A 16949-nucleotide genomic window follows, 5' to 3' on the forward strand; every position below is an offset into this window, starting at 1 on the left:
TTAGATATAAAATTTATCTTTACTGCGAAGAAATTTGTCAATCATGAATCCATCAGCAAGTGGCTGGATAAAAAAGTTACTAAAAGAATTAGACACAAACCCTATCTGGAATCATACAGACGAGAACACCTTTTATGATATTTTAAGGGAAAGTGGCTTTATTTATGGTAGCAACGTTAAGGTTTTAAAAGACCATTTTGATGCTTCAGAATTAACCGAAGAAGAAATATGCAAAGTAAATTTTTTACTTGCTTTGAAATATATTTTTGAAGAAAACAAAACTTCTGATGTTGAATTTATTGAAAGCATTATCAATTTTTATATTGAAATCAATGCACACACCACTTCCATATTTTCTGAAATTTTAGGCGAAAAGAAAACTGCCTCCTTACTGGAAAAAATAATTCACAAACGCATTCAAATAGATGACAATTTAATTGACAGGAGCTTTAATTATTTTATTACAAATGCTTTGCTGTTTACTGATATATTGGCCTATAAAGCATTTTTACTAACGCAGGAAATTTCAGAAAAACACATTCAGCATTTGGAATCTGCCATAGAGACCATAGTAAGGGAGGTTTTAAATTCCAAAAGCAAAAAAACAGAATACGACAACAGTTTGTTAAAGTTGGTCGACCAATCCATAAGGTACAAATCCCATAAAACACTAACATTCCAAGAAGCCTTGGAGTTTATAAATACCGATTTGGAAACTTATTATATTATGGATATTGCCTGCATGGCAACTTGGGGAGATTTAAATATTGACAAAAATGAAAAAACACTGCTTTTAAAACTTGGCGAACAACTGCAGCTTGAGCAGGTACGCATTTATAATTCCATACGCTTTATAGAGTTGTTCTATAAAAGCAATAAAGATAAAATAGCTCTATTAAGTTCTAAAAACATTGTAAAAACCTTTTATTCCAACTCGAGTAAAATGGTTAACAAACTTATTTCCAGAAACAGCAAGCGTTTGCAAAAAGAGCTTATGGAGAGTAAGGAGCTCATGGTGTTGTTGTCCAAATCCACGGTTAGGGATTTAAGCGACGAAGAACAAAAGAAAGTGCAAACACAATTGTTGGATATTTTTAAATCCATACCAAGTTTGGCCATTTTCATGCTTCCTGGGGGCGCATTGCTGCTACCTTTGGTGATTAAGTTTATTCCCAAACTCTTACCTTCGTCTTTTGATGACAATAGAATTGAGGAATAAGCCCTTACTTTACTCCAGCCAGCTTTTAAAATCCTTAACACGCTCCCTTGCTACAATAACCTCTTGCTCGTTATAAGAATGCAATTTAATTTGCAAACGCGAATTGGTATAGCTAACCATATCTTTTATGGCATTGATATTTACAAAAAACGTTCTGTTAACCCTAAAAAAGGTTTCAGGTTGCAGTTCGGTTTCAAGTTGCTCCAAAGTTTGATCTATCAAATAGTTCCTGCCTTCGGTTGTGTATAGATAGGTGCCTTTATTTTCGCTGTAAACACATTCAATGTCATCAATGGGAACAAGCTTTAAATGCTGACCGACTTTTACCGAAAAACGCTTTTTGTACTCCTTGTCGTCTCTTTCTATTGGATTTACCAACAGTTTTTTAATATCTTCAAAATTTAAGGTAATAGGCTGAATGGTTTTATGCTTTGAATTGAATTTATGGATGGCTTTCTCCATTTCCTCAGCATCTATGGGTTTCAACAGGTAATCCACACTATTTAGTTTGAAGGCTTGAAGCGCGTATTCATCATAGGCAGTGGTAAAAATGATGGAAGATTTTACATCTATCAAATCGAAAATTTCAAACGATAGACCATCGCTCAGTTGAATGTCCAAAAAGATTAAATCTGGATGCTCATTCTCCTGAAACCAAGCTACGGATTCCTCCACGGAATGCAACATGGTTTCTGCTTGAATGCCTATTTTATCCAGCATTCTCTGTAAACGTCTTGCAGATGGTTTTTCGTCTTCAATAATAATGACTTTCATAGTTTATAAGGTTGATTGGTTTTAAATTGATTGTTGTGAAAAAGTTTATTTCCAGTGTTTTTTATCTTCTTCCATGAGTTGTTTTATTTTACGTTCTTCCCAGTTTTTTCCTAAAATAAAATCTGGCAAAAACACGCTTAATCCATGGACAGCCAAACCAATTCCCCAGAAAAACAAAGTAAAGAAATTTTTATATTGAAAATAGCTTTCACCAGGCTCCAAATCTTGGATATTTAAAACCACAATCATCAGGTTTACAACCACATATACCAATAAATGCACATAAAACCCTTTGATTTTTTTAACCCGCTTTTTTACACGTTCCAAGCGTTCCAGCTTTGAGAAATCCCGTTCCATGATTATTTCCATTTATTTTGATTATACGTCTCTTCTTTCTCCATAATTTCTTGAATCTTGCGTTGTTCCCAAGATTTACCGTATCCAAATACAGCAAAGGCATGAAACAGCAAGCCCATTCCCCAACCCAACATAGGGAACCAAAACCATTGAAAGCCCCATGAGGTTTGATAGTTAATAAATATTATAAAAGGTATGACAATGCAATAAGAAAGCAGGTTCCCGTAAAACCCTTTAATTTCTTCTACTTGTTTTTTAGCTCTATAATAAGCGTCTTCCCTGTTGTGTTCTGATTTTGTTTCCATAATGGTAATTTGTTTTGTAAGCATAGGTATTGCAACTGCAAAACTGTCTGCTTGTTGATTGATGATAACTTTTCTTTTGGTTAATAATTGGTAGCGTTGCATGATATTACTCAACCCTACACCACTACTCTTTTTTACTATTTGTTTTATCTGTAAATTATTTTCTACTATTAAAAGCCCGTCTTTTTCGTAAATTTTAATGTGCAACGGATTTTTTTCCGTAACCATATTGTGTTTTACGGCATTCTCCAACAAAAGCTGAAGAGATAAGGGCACCACCTTACTTTCTGGATTTGAAGCCTGTTCCGGAATATCGAAAACAATACTGTCCTCGAAGCGCATTTTTAGTAAAGACATATAGGTCTTGGCAAATTTCAGCTCTTCATCCACAGACACTAAATCCTTATTTTTTTGTTCCAGAACATAGCGATAAACTTTAGACAAGGACGTTGTAAAATCTTGTGCTTTATCTGGATTCTCTTCAATTAAGCTGGTTAAGACATTTAAACTGTTAAACAAAAAATGTGGATCCAGCTGGTTTTTTAAAGCATCGAATTTAGCTGTTTGCGTTTGTGCAACTATTTGAGATTCCTTAACCTTTTTTTCCTGGTTCTTTTTAAAGAAATAAACAGCATGAAAGGTTATTACAATACTTAAGGTAATCCACAACCCAAAGGTATAATCCCTGTAGGATTCGTTAGCCATAAAGGTTTCAAATGATTGCTTGTTGTAAAACAGCGCTGTGGCCATTCGTAAAAAAAACAAACCAACCAAAGTGAGTGCAATGGAACCAATAATACCTATAACAATACGTTTTACAGCCTCTTTTTCTTTCCAGGGATATTTCTCCAAATAGTTAAAAAAATACATATTGGAATATCCCAAAACAAATGCATAAAGTTGATAGAAGGTAAAATTAATAAGCAGCTCGTTGCTGTCTTCAAATTCAAAACCACTAAAAATAGCGTTCCCAATTACAAATACTATACAGCCAATGCCAAAGGTTATTAATATATTTTTAGTGTTTCTGCTCATGATTTTTATTTACAGTCTTTTAAAATCTCTTCAGCGCGTTCTTTTCCCCATGATGGAGCAAATTTCGATTCTGGTTTAAAGGTAGCAAAAAGTTGCAAAGCTCTTTCTACATCTTTACAAAATGGTGTTGTATCCTGACCAAAATAACGTGCTCCTCCCATTTCCCAATCGGCTTTATTCAGTACAACCCGTGGATTGTTTGGCGCCAAAGCTTCGGCCTGTTCATACAAAGACATGATTTTTCCAGACAAGGTCATGCCATAAGTAGCTCCATCACTGGCTACATAAACAGTATAAAGTAAAGCTTGCAAAACCATGATCTCTGGATTGTTTTTTGAAATGGCAGTAGCGTCATTTAAAAAATTCTGTGCTTGATTTAGTTGGGCTTCCAAAACCTCTTTATTATCCAGTTTTGTAAATCCATCCAAAATCAAGGTTTCTGCTGCATAATAAGGAGGCAACCAGTTATCTGGTTCTGCATGGGCTATTCTTTCAAACATTTGCGATGCTTCAATGGGATTGGTTCCCCATAAATCGAAAGCTTTTTGCATGCCTTTTTCGTAATTGGTTTGCGCTTGTAAGTTTGCTGTAATTAAAACAACCAAACAAATTGTAAGTAATTTAAAGTGTTTCATGATTATTTGATTTTAATATTGAAACAAATATGCAAACAATAACATGGGCTTTAAAAAGAGCTTTACCGAATTGTTGATTTTTATTTCCGAATTGTAGGAAAACAAAAAAACACTCTCAAGATATTGGAAAGTGCTTGTAAAATAAGGGCTGAAAAACGTTTTTAGGTAAAGCTTATTAGTTTTGAATTTTGAAGTTTATAGGGATGCTATAGGGAACTGTTACCGGATTGCCACGTTGTAAACCAGGTTTCATTTGTGGCAACAACCCAATGATGCGTTCTGCTTCTTTTTCAAGCATTTTATCTGGTCCTCTAGATTGAATGTTGGTAATGTTTCCTTCTTTATCCACTACAAAAAGTACGATTACACGTCCATAAATACCCAATTCCAAAGCTGTTTGTGGGTATTTAAAGTTTTTGGTTATGTGCTCATTTATTTTTTTACTAAAACAATCTTTTAATTCCTGATTGGTATTACCAGAACAACCAGGAAAAATTGGCACTTTTTCCACAACCGAAAAAGGCACAGATACTTCTTCTTCCACTTCTACAACCTGGACTTCCTCTACCTCAACAATACGCTCTGCTATTTTCTCTTCTTGGTCTGTTTCTGTACTTTCAAGCACTGTTTCCTCAATGTCTTTGGTGTCTTCAACAACAGTAATGGTTTCTGGTGCTGATAGTACTTGAGGTGGTGGAGGTGGTGGAGGCATGTTCAAATCGGTAATTGGAATATCTTCTTCAAAAACATCTTCCATTTCAATGTTTTCCAATATTACTTTGGAAGTCTCAAAAGTCTTATGCTCCATGGTTAAGTATGTAAACAGCAAAATGATATTTAAACCTATTGCGAAATACAAACCACTATTTCTACCAACCTCTATATTTGGGTTTTTTTTAGGTTCCATGACAAAATAATTTATAGTATTAAAGTTAACACTCTAACTTTCAAATTACTATGATATTGGTCATGTTTGGCAAAAACTACATAAAAGAGTTATTTTATAAGTTATCCAATTGATTATCGGTTCCCTTTTCACTTATGGTCCAGAAAAAACCCACAAAAAAGAATTGATCGGCTGCTGGCCTAAGAGCGTTACTTGCATAGATTCCGTTACTATCTGGTAAATCTGCATATTGGTATCCATTAATGTTTTTTAGTCCCAAGACATTATTAACGGAAAAATAAAGGATTTTTTGTTGACTGATTAAATAAGCCCAATTAAAACTTAAATTGTTGTAAGATTTGGTTTTTTGGTTTAAAAAACCCGTTTCATTTGGATTGGTGTAGGTTCTTCCAGAGGCAAAACCATAACTCAACCCAAGTTGGCTTTTCCAATTTTCAATCCAATATTTAGTAACAACCGATAGGTTGTGCGTATTCACAAAACTTGGAACGGCTTGAACGGGATAATTTTCGTAATCCCTTTCACTGTCCAAAAAACTGTAACTTATCCAGTAATCCAGGTTTTTAATGCTTTTGTTATCCCTCCAAAACAAATCGATTCCTGTGGCATAACCAGAACCCAAATTGTTGTAGTTACTGGTAAAATCAGCATATTCCGTATCGTATTTTATTAAGTTTTGGTAGTCCTTATAGAAAGCTTCTGCCCTAAAGATTTTACCATTTTTGTTTAATTGATAATTTAAAATATAATGTCTTGTTTCTTGAGCATTTAAATCTTGTTCAAATTTTAGAATATTGTTGTTTGGGTTTTGGTAAAAGTTGCCATAGGCCACAGACACCTGACTTTTTGCAGATGTTTTATAAGCCAATGACACCCTTGGGGAAAGAGTCAATTCTTTAAACAACTCACTATATTCCAAACGCAAACCAGCTTTTAAAGCCAAGTTTTTTGAGAAAAACACATCTGCTTCAGAATAAGCTGATGCAATATTATTATTAAAACCGTAAGATACGTTGTTTATAAAAGGACTGTTGTAATCCTCATTAAAATTTGTTGCCAAATACTCAGCTCCAAAATTGAGTTTAAACCTATTATTGAAACGGTGTTTCAATTTCATTTTTAAATGATAGGAATGTTCCTTGTCCTTAACATCATCGTCCATAACTTTCATCTTACTACTGTTGTTGGTGTAGCTTAAACCTCCAAAAACTGTCCAGTTAGTACTTAAAAGCCCTTGATAAGACCCATTAACATAGAGGTTTTTATTATTGGATTTGTAATAAACCCCATCCACATAATTAATATCTTCTTGAATCAATTCGAAACCACTAGACTCAAAGGCTGAATAGAATTTAAGCATGCCATTGTTGAATTTTTTTCTAAAAACAGCTTCTCCAGAACCCCCTTGAAAAGGTTGTTTCCAATCATTTCTATCTGGAAACAATGCCACATAAGGTGCTAAATTTATATAAGCTCCATTAAGGCTCAAGGAACTGTTTTTCCATTTTTCGGTATGGCCCAAAGAAGCACCAACGCTCATAATACCAATATCGGTTTTTTCCTGTTCAGGTTCTTCTATGGTGTTCAACAACAATACAGAGGACAATGCTTGGCCATACTCTGCCGAATAGCCTCCTGTTGAAAATGTAATCCCATCAAATAAAAATGGGGAATATCTCCCTCGAGTTGGAATGTTGTTTGTGGAAGGCACGTAAGGTGTGAATACACGAATACCATCTATAAAAATTTGAGTTTCTTCTGCGTCTCCACCTCTTACAAACAAACGTCCATCTTCGGCAACAGTTGTGGTTCCTGGCAAGGTTTGCAAGGCACCAACATAATCTCCCAAAGCACTAGCTGTGGTAACCACATCCAAAGGTTTTAGCGCAGATACTTTACTGTTGTCTCCTGCTGAAAAGGTTCCTGCAGAAATAACAACTGTATCCAGAGCATTCACATCGTCACGAAGTTTAACTTCCAAATTGTTTAAGCTTGAAACCTCTTGCGTAAGCCGAAAGGTCTCGTAGGAAAGAAAAGAGATTTTTAAGCTAACCACTCCAGTTTCGTTGGTTGAAAAAGAAAACTGGCCATTGGCATCCGTTATGGTCCCATCGTAGGTTCCATCTAAATAAACGTTGGCTCCCTCAATAGGTTGGTTTTTGGCGTCTGTTACCTTTCCAGTAATGATTGTTTGCGATATGCCTGAAGTCACTATGAAAAAGAAAAGGATGAAAAATGATAGTTTCATGAATGTAAGTTTAACTGTTCGATTTTTTTGATTGGTCATCCTAAGCATCTAGGCAAAGGAAGATTGATGGGCAAATCTCCATATAAACAAAACTTACATAAACTAAAAAAGACCGAATTGTAAAAATTTTAGGATGAAATGAATATATTTGATTACAACCAAAAGAACTATGCCAACAAAAACCGAAAAATCGTTTTCCTTACTCTTTATTTTTCTTCTGGCTTTAGAAATAATTACATCAAGTTTTAAACACCTGCAAATTTTTAATTATATAGCCAAGCCAGCCTTATTGATTTCCCTTATTCTATTTTTTTGGAAACAAAGCTCTCACTTGGAAAAAAAAATAAAACTGCTGATTGTTTTGGCTTTAATATGCTCTCTTTTAGGAGATATCCTACTTATGTTCACAAACCATTCTGCTTATTTTTTTATGGGTGGATTGCTTGCTTTTTTAACTGCACACATTTTTTATGTTTTGGTGTTTTTAAAACAAAGGAACAAATCAAAAAAAGGATGGGTTTTTATGGGATTGATGTTGGTTTATGGAATCCTTTTATTTTACTTTTTAAGAGATGGTTTAAACAACTTGCTGTGTCCTGTAATTATTTATATGATAGTTATTTTAAGTATGGCAACAACAGCTTTTTTAAGACAGGGACAGGTTGCAAAAAACAGTTATATCCTGGTTTTTGTTGGTGCTATTTTATTTATGATATCGGATAGTATTTTAGCCTTAAACAAATTTTATCAACCCTTGCCGTTTACAGATTTTAGTATTATGTTTACCTATGGCTTTGCCCAGCTTTTTATTGTTTTAGGACTTCTAAAGCAACCATAGATTTTATTTATAATGCTTAATTTTATTTTTAATAATCAATGGCTTAAATAAGATACATTAAACAATTAATTTAACTTTTTAAAAGGTCTTATAATTAATCTGGCTGCTTTATCAAAATTGATATAATTATAGGTCCAATTAAAGAAAACAACCACTCTGTTTCTAAATCCTACCAAAGACATTAAGTGGACAAACATCCAAACAAACCAAGCAAAAAAACCTGCAAATTTATACGCTTTTAAATCGACCACTGCTTTGTTTCTCCCTATGGTTGCCATGGAACCTTTATCTCTATATTCAAAAGCTTTTAAAGGTTTTCCTTCTATTAATTTAATAAGATTTTTTCCCAATAATTTCCCTTGTTGAATAGCAGGTTGGGCTACTTGTGGATGTCCTTTTGGGAAGCGTTCGGTTTCCATGTAAGCAATGTCTCCAAGAGCAAAAATATTGTGGTAACCTATTACTTGGTTGTATCTGTTTACCCGATATCTGTTCGCTTTATCCACAAGCACCTCTGCATTTAAGCCTTGAATAGGGTTTCCTGTAACTCCAGCTGCCCAAATAAGGGTTTCTGTCTCTAAAATCAAACCATTATTGGTAGACACCACCAAACCATTATAATCTTTTACAAACGTGTTACAATGGACAATCACTCCCAGTTTTTCTAAAAATTCCAAGGCCTTTTTAGAAGCATGTTCGCTCATAGGTGGCAAAACCCTTGAACTTCCTTCCAACAAATGTATTTGCATGTCCTTGGCATTCAAATCGTGATAATCCCTAGGAAGGATATGGTTTTTTAATTCGGCAATGGCTCCAGCAAGCTCTACTCCAGTTGGACCTCCTCCCACTATCACAAAGTTAAGCAAGGCTTCACGTTCTTCCATGGAACTGGCAATAGTGGCTTTTTCAAAATTTTGAAGTATAAGACTTCTTATATTCAAGGCTTGAGGCACGTTTTTCATTGGCATGCTATTGGTTTCAATAGCTTTGTTTCCAAAATAATTGGTCTTGGTACCAGTTGCAATCACCAAATAATCGTAAGAAAGGGAGCCAATATCAGTAATAAGCTGTTGGCTTTTTGAGTCTATGGTTGAAACTTCAGCTAAACGAAAAAAAATATTATCGTGCTTTTTAATAATTTTACGTAACGGATAGGCTATGGAGTCTGGTTCCAAACCCGAGGAAGATACTTGATATAACAAAGGCTGAAATGTATGGTAATTGCGCTTGTCCAAAAGAACTATTTGCACCTTTTTGTTGGCAAATTGTTTTACCAAACTGACACCTGCAAAACCACCACCAACAATTACGATTCGAGGATGATTGGATTTTGGAATATTCATAGGAATGTTGAAAAATTTCTCTTACAAAGATACAATAAACACAAGTTAAAGACTATTTTTAAAGATTGTTTTGAGAATTTGTAACAAATTATAAAAACTGCTACTTATAGTGTAACTAAACCACCAATTTGAATAAAGAGTTAGAACATAGCTTTGTTGAAGAATTAGAGAAAAATCAGAACATTGTGCACAAGGTTTGTAGGATCTATACCAACAACCAAGAAGCACATAACGATTTATTCCAAGAAATTACCATTCAGCTCTGGAAAGCCTATCCTAAGTTTCGAGGCGACTCAAAATTTAGCACTTGGATGTATCGTGTTGGCTTGAACACAGCCATTACATTATACAGAAAACGCAAGCGATCCATAAAAACTGAAACTTTTGATGCTTTTCAATACAAAATAAAATCGGAACCTTACGACGATACGGAAGAAGAGCAATTGAAATTACTATACAAAGCTGTACACCAATTAAACGACATTGAAAAAGCGCTTGTTTTTCTTTATTTAGAAGACAAAAGCTATAAAGAAATAAGTGAAACAATAGGAATTAGTGAAGTTAATGCACGTGTGAAAATGAATCGTGTTAAAACCAAACTAAGAACTATTTTAAATCCGTAAGCATATGGATGAATTAGAATTATTAAAGAAAGACTGGAAGAAAAATGAAGATACCAAGTATCCAAAACTTTCATACAAAGAAATATATGGCATGATTTTAAAGAAATCCTCTTCTATTGTGAAATGGATTTTTATCATAAGCATTTTAGAATTTGCCTTTTGGACCCTAATCTCTTTCGCTTTTAAAAACACTGAATACAACAAACGTTTTGAGAGTTATCATGCCGAAAACATCATGATTCCATTTCTTATTTTAGGCTATATTATTTTGGGGTATTTTTTCTATAAGTTTTACATGAACTACAGAACCATTTCTGCTACAGACAGTGCCAAAATATTAATGGAAAACATTTTAAAAACCAGACGAACCGTAAAACAATATGTTGGCTTTAATTTAATTTATTTGGCTCTTTCTGCTTTTATAGCATTGGGTGTGCAATTTGATCGGGATGAAGAAATGATTTCTTTGGTAGAAAAAGCTTCAGCCAATGGAGAAATATTTAAGTTTTATGCCGTAACCATTATTTTAACCCTTGTTTTTTTAGGATTGTTAATAGCCATTATATTAGGCTTTTATTATTTAATTTATGGGATTTTATTAAAACGGCTTAACCGAAATTACAGGGAATTAAAAAAACTGGAAGTCTAGCTTAATAGTCGTCTTCCAAACGCCATTTCCTTAATTTGTTAAGTTCTTCCTGAGCTTCTATTTCCTCTCTTGGAATCACTTTTAAAAAAGATGGATGCTGTTCTATGGCATATTCTATCTTTTCCACAATTTCAGCTATGCTTTCATTCTCGTAATCAATCTCCAAAGGTTTCTTAATTTCAAAAGTCTGCAAAATGTTTTTCTTTTTTACACGAAGCCCTTTTTTATCAAAAGAGCGTCTAAACCCGTCAATTACAATAGGCACCACAACTGGCTTGTAATGTTTGATAATATGCGCTGTTCCTTTTCTAATGGGCTTGAAAGGTGTTGTGGTCCCTTGAGGGAAGGTAATTACCCAACCATCGTCCAGGGCTTTTTTAATGTTAGATATATCGCTCATCTTCACTTGCCTGTTTACATCTTCACCTTTTGCCCTCCAAGTACGCTCTATACTTATTGATCCTGCATAGGCCAAAATTTTAGGCAACAAACCAGATTTCATGGTTTCTTTGGCAGCCACATAGTAAATATTCAATTTAGGATTCCACAAGTAACCAATGTTTTTAATATTGTCTTCCCTGTTGCTTAAACTGGCATTGAACACATGGAACATGGCAACCACATCTGCAAAATATGTTTGGTGATTGGATATAAAAAGCACATTTTTATCCGGTAGGCTTTTTATAATTTCAGAACCTTCAATTTGAAGTTCGTTAAACCCTCTAAATCTTCTATGGGACAAGGAACCTATGATTCTTATAACCCATTTTTTTATAAAAAGTATATGTCCGAAAGGATTTCTTTTAAATAATCCCATAATCTTTTTTCAATGTTAGGAAACACAAAGGTAATAAATCTGAGCCTTTACATAAGTTGTTTTAACAAGTCTTTTATTTCACTTAGCATCATAGCTGTTGCTCCCCAAACTACGTGTCCGTTTAAATTAAAGGCTGGCACAGCCACCTCCAAACTGTAAGAAGTTGAAACTGTTTTTGTAACCACATTTTCCTCGTTTATAAAATCCCTTAAATCTATCTCAATTATGGCTTCAACCTCCTCATCCTGTTTTAAAAATTTTGGTGTATTCCTGGAAATCCCTATATAAGGTTGCACAAAAAAATTACTTGGAGGAATATAAACTTGAGTGAGCTCCCTTAAAACTTCTATACAATGATGTGGCACACCTATTTCTTCAAAAGTTTCCCTTACAGCTGCTTCTTTTAACGATGCATCCGAAGCCTCCAGTTTACCTCCTGGAAAACCAACCTGTGCCGAATGAACCCCATTATAGGTTTTACGCAATATAAGCACCAAGTTGGTCTGTTTGCTATTGTTAGGGTAAAACAAGGCCATGACTCCAGCTTTTTTGGCATGTTTCATAACATGTCTTTGTTTTTTCTGCAAGATATCCCTAAAAGGAGGAGACATTTTTAACTGAGATGGTTCGGCTGGAAGTGGTATATTTTCTATTTTTGAAATGAGTTTGCAAAATTCATCAAATTCCATGGTTCTTTTTTTTTTTCGTATAAAACCTAAAAGCATCAATATATTAATCAATTTTAAAAAAATATAAACGTCTTTATGAGATCTATCTTTCTAGTGCTGTTAAGTTTTTTATTACTGAATTGTGAAGATAAACATTCTGGCAAAAAAACAAATAACACTTTAAAAGAAACCACACAAACCACCAAGGATTCCATTGCTGAAAATGAAGTTGCAGTTGAACCTGAAACCAATATTGAAGCCGAAGACAACAACCGTTTAACAGACGAAAATGCCATGGAGTTTTTTCTTCAATACGAAAAAGAAAACCCAGAAAACAAAGTTCGCATTACCACAACTTTTGGAGACATAGATATTTTGCTGTTTAACGAAACAAAATTCCATAGAGCCAATTTTATTTTCTTGACCAAACAAGGTTATTTTAACGGCACCCAGTTTTATAGGGTTATCGATAATTTTATAGTTCAAGCAGGAAACTCCGACGATCCCAAAGTCTCAAAAAAACGCAATGAAATTGGCAGGTATTTATTGCCTACAGACACAAAGAGAGGTTTTAAGCATGATAGAGGCGTTATAAGCATGCCAAGCAGTGAGATTGACAATCCGTACAAACTGGCTTCTCCATTTGAGTTTTTTATAGTGCAACAGAAAGGTGGAGCGCATCATTTGGATGGCGATTATACCATTTTTGGAAAAGTTATCAAGGGCATGGATGTTGTGGATACCATTGCAAAACAAAAAACCGATGAAGGCGATTGGCCCTTACACAATATCTATATTGAAAAAGTAGAGATTATTGAGTAATCTTGAAACTGAAATTGAAATCAGGATCAAACTAGAATCTTTAAGCGTGTTACTGTTCTTCCTTATAGAGAGTTGGCAAACTTATTTTAAATCTTATGGCCAAAAGCCTAACCAATATTACAATCAATCCTGCTATTACAAAAGCCAAATCGATATCTATAGGCAGTTTTTTTATCAAAAAGTATGAAAATCCACCAAGAATACATGCAGTGGCGTAAATTTCCTTTCTAAAAATAACTGGAATCTCGTTACATAAAATATCCCTAATAACACCTCCAAAACAGGCAGACATGGTCCCTAAAGACACACAAATAATTGGGTTCAATCCGGCCGAAATGCCTTTCTCCACACCCACAACTGTATACAGTCCAATTCCAATGGTATCAAACAGCAATAAAGAGGTTCTTAAATAATCTATTTTTTTTCTAAAAACAATGGCAAACACAGTAGATGCCAATATTACATAGGTATAGGTCATGTTTTTCATCCAACTCACAGGTGTATCACCAATAAGCACGTCCCTTAAGGTTCCTCCTCCTACTGCTGTAACAAAAGCAATGATTAAGATACCAAATGGGTCCATCCTTTTGTTTAGAGCCACCAAAACGCCCGAAATAGAAAAAGCAATGGTTCCCAATATATCTATGGTATAAAACATCCTAATTTATTTATACATTTATTAAGTAGACAAAATAAAGACAATTGAGTGCCATTTAAAAGGTTTCCTCCAAAAATATGAATGAAAAGAACTTACTTAAAACAATTCAGTTTCAAGAAATGACATTTCAGTATATAAATTTAGGGTTACAAAAAAATAAAACAGACATTTGACATGTATTAATCAACAAAACAAACATTAAAATGAAAACACTAACACTGATTGTCTCACTTCTTTTAACATGTTCTTTTATTCAGGCTCAAGACAGTTTAAAATCTTATCATATTACCGTAAAGATTGATAATGCGTTAAGCGACAATGGCAGTATGTTGTTTGGATTGCACAACGAAAGCACTTTTATGAAAGGCAAAAGCCTCCATAGCATGAAAAGTGCCATAACAGATGGGAAAGCCATGGTGACCTTTGAAAATGTAACTCCAGGAACTTATGCTGTTATGGTGTTTCATGATGCCAACGATAATGAGAAAATGGATTTTGACACCACTGGAATGCCCTTGGAATCCTATGGCATGTCCAACAATCCTATGTTAATGGGCCCTCCAAATTTTGCAGATGCCAAATTTGTTTTGGAAGATGAAAGCTTAGAATTACTCATTAGATTATAAACGGCAACTTATTGCAATATAAAAAGCGACCATAACTATAAGTTAAGGTCGCTTTTGGTTGCTATTAATTAATTTGTGGATTTATACTGTTTCTCCCAACCAAGCTTTCATCATCCAAACCGTTTTTTCCTGTTCGGTAATAAAGTCGCTCATCATGGAGTTTGTTCCCTCATCGTTGGTTTCTCCAGACTTATCAAGTATATCGCGTTCAATTTGAAGTAATTCCGATAAAGAATCCACAATCAAACGTACAGCTTTTTCGTCTTGGGATACATTTTTACCAACTGGTACTTTTGCCAATTTTGAATAATCCTCAAAGGTGTGCAAAGGAGTTTCGCCCAAGGTTAAAATCCTTTCGGCAATTTCATCAACTTTCACATTGGCATCTGTGTACAGTTCTTCAAACTTAACATGTAAATCAAAGAATCGTTTTCCTTTAATATTCCAATGAATACCTCTTAAATTTTGATAATAAATTTGGAAATTGGCCAGTAAGCCATTTAAGTCATTTGCTAAATCTTTAGCCTTATTTTGATTTAATCCTATACTGTTTAATGTCATAATACAATCTGTTTTTAATATTTACTCAAATTTACATCATAAATAATGTTATTTATCATAAATTTTATTGATAGATTTTATATTTTTATAGTCTAAATTGATACTTATGACGATCACTCAATTATACTACGTGTTAGCTGTTGCAGAAAACAAAAATTTCACAAAAGCTGCTGAAAAATGTTTTGTGACTCAACCAACATTAAGCATGCAAATTCAAAAACTGGAAGACGAACTGGACATTCTAATTTTTGATAGAAGCAAAAAGCCCATAGAATTAACGGAAGTTGGTAAAAAAATAGTGACTCAGGCCAAAAATATTGTAAACGAGTCTTATAGGATTCAAGATATTGTAGATCAACAAAAAGGGTTTATTGGAGGGGAATTTAAACTGGGCATTATACCAACCATTATGCCTACGCTTTTGCCTATGTTTTTAAAGACTTTTATAAAAAAATACCCAAAAATTAAACTCAAAATAGAAGAGCTGACCACCGAAGATATAATTTCCAGGTTGAATGAAGGCCATTTAGATGCCGCTATTGCTGCCACACCTTTGGAAATAGAGACCATTAAAGAGCGTGTGCTTTATTTTGAACCATTTGTAGCTTACATTCCAGAGCATCATAGATTGCACAGCAAACAAAAAATAAGCACCTCGGATTTGGATATTGAAGATATGCTACTCCTGGAAGATGGCCATTGTTTTAGGGATGGTGTAATAAATTTATGCAAAACATTTAAAAACCAAGTGGACACAAACTTTCAACTGGAAAGTGGTAGTATTGAAACACTTGTTAAACTTTCCAACGAAGGTTTAGGGATGACCTTGCTTCCTTATTTACATACTTTGGATTTAAATGAAAAAGCCAAACAAAACCTACATTATTTTAACGAACCAAGTCCTGCCAGGGAAGTTAGCATCCTGTATCATAAAAGTGAATTAAAGATGCAAATTATTGAAGCCATGCAGAGCGTAATTTCTGGTATTATTAGAGGCGCCATTGCCTTTCAAAACGTTGAAATTATCAGTCCGCTACCAAAATAAATAGTTTTGTCATTTTTCTATAGAAGTTAGAACAACCATCTAATAGCTGTAGTCTGCAATTTTTGGAAGTCTGTAACATATTTTTTTTGTTTTCCAGAAAAAAACAATCTGAGCTTTTTTCAGATGGTAGCCTTTTGTATAATCAAATGCGACATAATAAAAATTCATTGTAAACTATCATAACATCAATACAGGTATTACAATTTTCAAAAAAAAAAAAAAACCTATCCAAAATTGCTCGTTGCAATAGCCATCCAATGGTTCATTTGACTTTTATTTCCAATCGATGAATTTGATTATCTTCTTCCGAAACAGTAATACCTTTTATAGTTTGGGAGTCACAGCCACAATCAGGAGGTGTATCGCCTTCTTTATCTCAACAAATATTCACTAAAGTTAAAAAATGGTCAATAAAAGGACTTTTATTTTCTTATGTTGGAATAAATTTGGGAAAGATGAAAAATAATAAAAAATATTTAGCAGGGTTTTATTCGCCAAACGTGACGTTTACAGTTCTTTTGAACTTCACTTATTAAGTATAAAAAAAGCGACCCGTAGGTCGCTTTTAAATTTATCACTCTTTTAAGTAAATTAGACATTGATTTAAGTCGGGATTTTGCTGTACAAGAGATTGTATGAAAATCTTTAACTCTTCAATTTCATAAGGTAATAGACGTTGAAGGGCTTTTTGTACCTCTTTGCAAAACAACGTAGCATCAAAACTTACCTTATTAAGTACCGTTTTGGTGTACTCAAACATTGCTCTAGCCATAATATTATTTAGGTTTTTGGTTTAAAAAAAGTAGATTTGTTCTATAG

At 33.9% G+C, this 16949-nt stretch carries 19 protein-coding genes; 7 read left to right on the forward strand and 12 right to left on the reverse strand.

Features of this window, described 5'->3' with window-relative positions:
* The first annotated feature begins 43 nt into the window (after positions 1-43).
* Complete coding sequence (locus tag AACY93_RS01105) at positions 44-1219, forward strand: LETM1-related biofilm-associated protein (RefSeq protein WP_286853474.1); 1176 nt, start codon at positions 44-46, stop codon at positions 1217-1219.
* 9 nt (positions 1220-1228) lie between these two features.
* Here AACY93_RS01105 and AACY93_RS01110 read toward each other — a convergent pair whose 3' ends face one another.
* The 6 genes from AACY93_RS01110 to AACY93_RS01135 form a co-directional block, all read right to left on the reverse strand.
* On the reverse strand, positions 1229-1993 hold the full coding sequence (locus AACY93_RS01110; RefSeq protein WP_286853473.1) for a LytTR family DNA-binding domain-containing protein: 765 nt from the start codon (positions 1991-1993) through the stop codon (positions 1229-1231).
* A gap of 45 nt (positions 1994-2038) precedes the next feature.
* Positions 2039-2362: a 2TM domain-containing protein gene (locus tag AACY93_RS01115; RefSeq protein WP_238307694.1), complete on the reverse strand. Its 324-nt coding sequence runs from the start codon at positions 2360-2362 to the stop codon at positions 2039-2041.
* The gene (locus tag AACY93_RS01120; RefSeq protein WP_007651763.1) at positions 2353-3690 is read right to left on the reverse strand and encodes a 2TM domain-containing protein; all 1338 of its coding nucleotides are present in this window, start codon (positions 3688-3690) and stop codon (positions 2353-2355) included. Before AACY93_RS01120 ends, AACY93_RS01115 begins: the two co-directional genes overlap by 10 nt.
* Positions 3691-3695: 5 nt before the next feature.
* Positions 3696-4325 carry a hypothetical protein gene (locus AACY93_RS01125; protein ID WP_286853472.1) on the reverse strand — a complete coding sequence of 210 codons (630 nt, stop codon included), beginning with the start codon at positions 4323-4325 and terminating at the stop codon, positions 3696-3698.
* A 175-nt stretch (positions 4326-4500) separates the two neighbouring features.
* The gene (locus AACY93_RS01130; protein ID WP_286853471.1) at positions 4501-5232 is read right to left on the reverse strand and encodes an energy transducer TonB; all 732 of its coding nucleotides are present in this window, start codon (positions 5230-5232) and stop codon (positions 4501-4503) included.
* 94 nt (positions 5233-5326) lie between these two features.
* Positions 5327-7480, reverse strand: coding sequence for a carboxypeptidase-like regulatory domain-containing protein (locus AACY93_RS01135; RefSeq protein WP_286853470.1), 2154 nt, complete (start codon positions 7478-7480; stop codon positions 5327-5329).
* A 169-nt stretch (positions 7481-7649) separates the two neighbouring features.
* Between AACY93_RS01135 and AACY93_RS01140 the strand changes: the two genes are divergently transcribed.
* On the forward strand, positions 7650-8318 hold the full coding sequence (locus AACY93_RS01140) for a lysoplasmalogenase (protein ID WP_286853469.1): 669 nt from the start codon (positions 7650-7652) through the stop codon (positions 8316-8318).
* A gap of 65 nt (positions 8319-8383) precedes the next feature.
* Here AACY93_RS01140 and AACY93_RS01145 read toward each other — a convergent pair whose 3' ends face one another.
* The gene (locus tag AACY93_RS01145) at positions 8384-9661 is read right to left on the reverse strand and encodes an NAD(P)/FAD-dependent oxidoreductase (RefSeq protein WP_286853468.1); all 1278 of its coding nucleotides are present in this window, start codon (positions 9659-9661) and stop codon (positions 8384-8386) included.
* A 128-nt stretch (positions 9662-9789) separates the two neighbouring features.
* Between AACY93_RS01145 and AACY93_RS01150 the strand changes: the two genes are divergently transcribed.
* The gene (locus AACY93_RS01150; protein ID WP_007651783.1) at positions 9790-10284 is read left to right on the forward strand and encodes a sigma-70 family RNA polymerase sigma factor; all 495 of its coding nucleotides are present in this window, start codon (positions 9790-9792) and stop codon (positions 10282-10284) included.
* Positions 10285-10288: 4 nt separating this feature from the next.
* Positions 10289-10933: a hypothetical protein gene (locus AACY93_RS01155; RefSeq protein WP_007651784.1), complete on the forward strand. Its 645-nt coding sequence runs from the start codon at positions 10289-10291 to the stop codon at positions 10931-10933.
* Position 10934: 1 nt separating this feature from the next.
* On the opposite strand, the gene AACY93_RS01160 is transcribed toward AACY93_RS01155, so the two are convergent.
* Positions 10935-11750 carry a lysophospholipid acyltransferase family protein gene (locus AACY93_RS01160; protein WP_286853467.1) on the reverse strand — a complete coding sequence of 272 codons (816 nt, stop codon included), beginning with the start codon at positions 11748-11750 and terminating at the stop codon, positions 10935-10937.
* Positions 11751-11797: 47 nt separating this feature from the next.
* A complete protein-coding gene (locus AACY93_RS01165) occupies positions 11798-12439 on the reverse strand; it encodes a CoA pyrophosphatase (RefSeq protein ID WP_286853466.1) in 642 nt (213 codons plus the stop codon).
* A 75-nt stretch (positions 12440-12514) separates the two neighbouring features.
* Here AACY93_RS01165 and AACY93_RS01170 point away from each other — a divergent pair, with 75 nt between their 5' ends.
* Positions 12515-13240 carry a peptidylprolyl isomerase gene (locus tag AACY93_RS01170; RefSeq protein ID WP_286853465.1) on the forward strand — a complete coding sequence of 242 codons (726 nt, stop codon included), beginning with the start codon at positions 12515-12517 and terminating at the stop codon, positions 13238-13240.
* A 49-nt stretch (positions 13241-13289) separates the two neighbouring features.
* Here the strand turns inward: AACY93_RS01170 and AACY93_RS01175 are convergent, their stop codons facing one another.
* Positions 13290-13898 (reverse strand): trimeric intracellular cation channel family protein, encoded by a 609-nt coding sequence (locus tag AACY93_RS01175; RefSeq protein ID WP_007651792.1) that lies wholly within the window; start codon positions 13896-13898, stop codon positions 13290-13292.
* Between the two features lie 203 nt (positions 13899-14101).
* Between AACY93_RS01175 and AACY93_RS01180 the strand changes: the two genes are divergently transcribed.
* Entirely contained in the window at positions 14102-14524 is a 423-nt protein-coding gene (locus tag AACY93_RS01180) for a DUF2141 domain-containing protein (protein ID WP_287006552.1), read from the forward strand.
* 81 nt (positions 14525-14605) lie between these two features.
* On the opposite strand, the gene AACY93_RS01185 is transcribed toward AACY93_RS01180, so the two are convergent.
* Positions 14606-15085 (reverse strand): Dps family protein, encoded by a 480-nt coding sequence (locus AACY93_RS01185; protein WP_007651794.1) that lies wholly within the window; start codon positions 15083-15085, stop codon positions 14606-14608.
* Between the two features lie 106 nt (positions 15086-15191).
* On the opposite strand from AACY93_RS01185, the gene AACY93_RS01190 reads away from it, so the two are divergent.
* A complete protein-coding gene (locus AACY93_RS01190; protein ID WP_287006550.1) occupies positions 15192-16130 on the forward strand; it encodes a LysR substrate-binding domain-containing protein in 939 nt (312 codons plus the stop codon).
* A 574-nt stretch (positions 16131-16704) separates the two neighbouring features.
* Here AACY93_RS01190 and AACY93_RS01195 read toward each other — a convergent pair.
* A complete protein-coding gene (locus AACY93_RS01195; protein ID WP_040492120.1) occupies positions 16705-16902 on the reverse strand; it encodes a hypothetical protein in 198 nt (65 codons plus the stop codon).
* Positions 16903-16949: the final 47 nt, after the last annotated feature.

This window comes from uncultured Xanthomarina sp. (assembly GCF_963971605.1).
GTDB lineage: Bacteria > Bacteroidota > Bacteroidia > Flavobacteriales > Flavobacteriaceae > Xanthomarina > Xanthomarina gelatinilytica.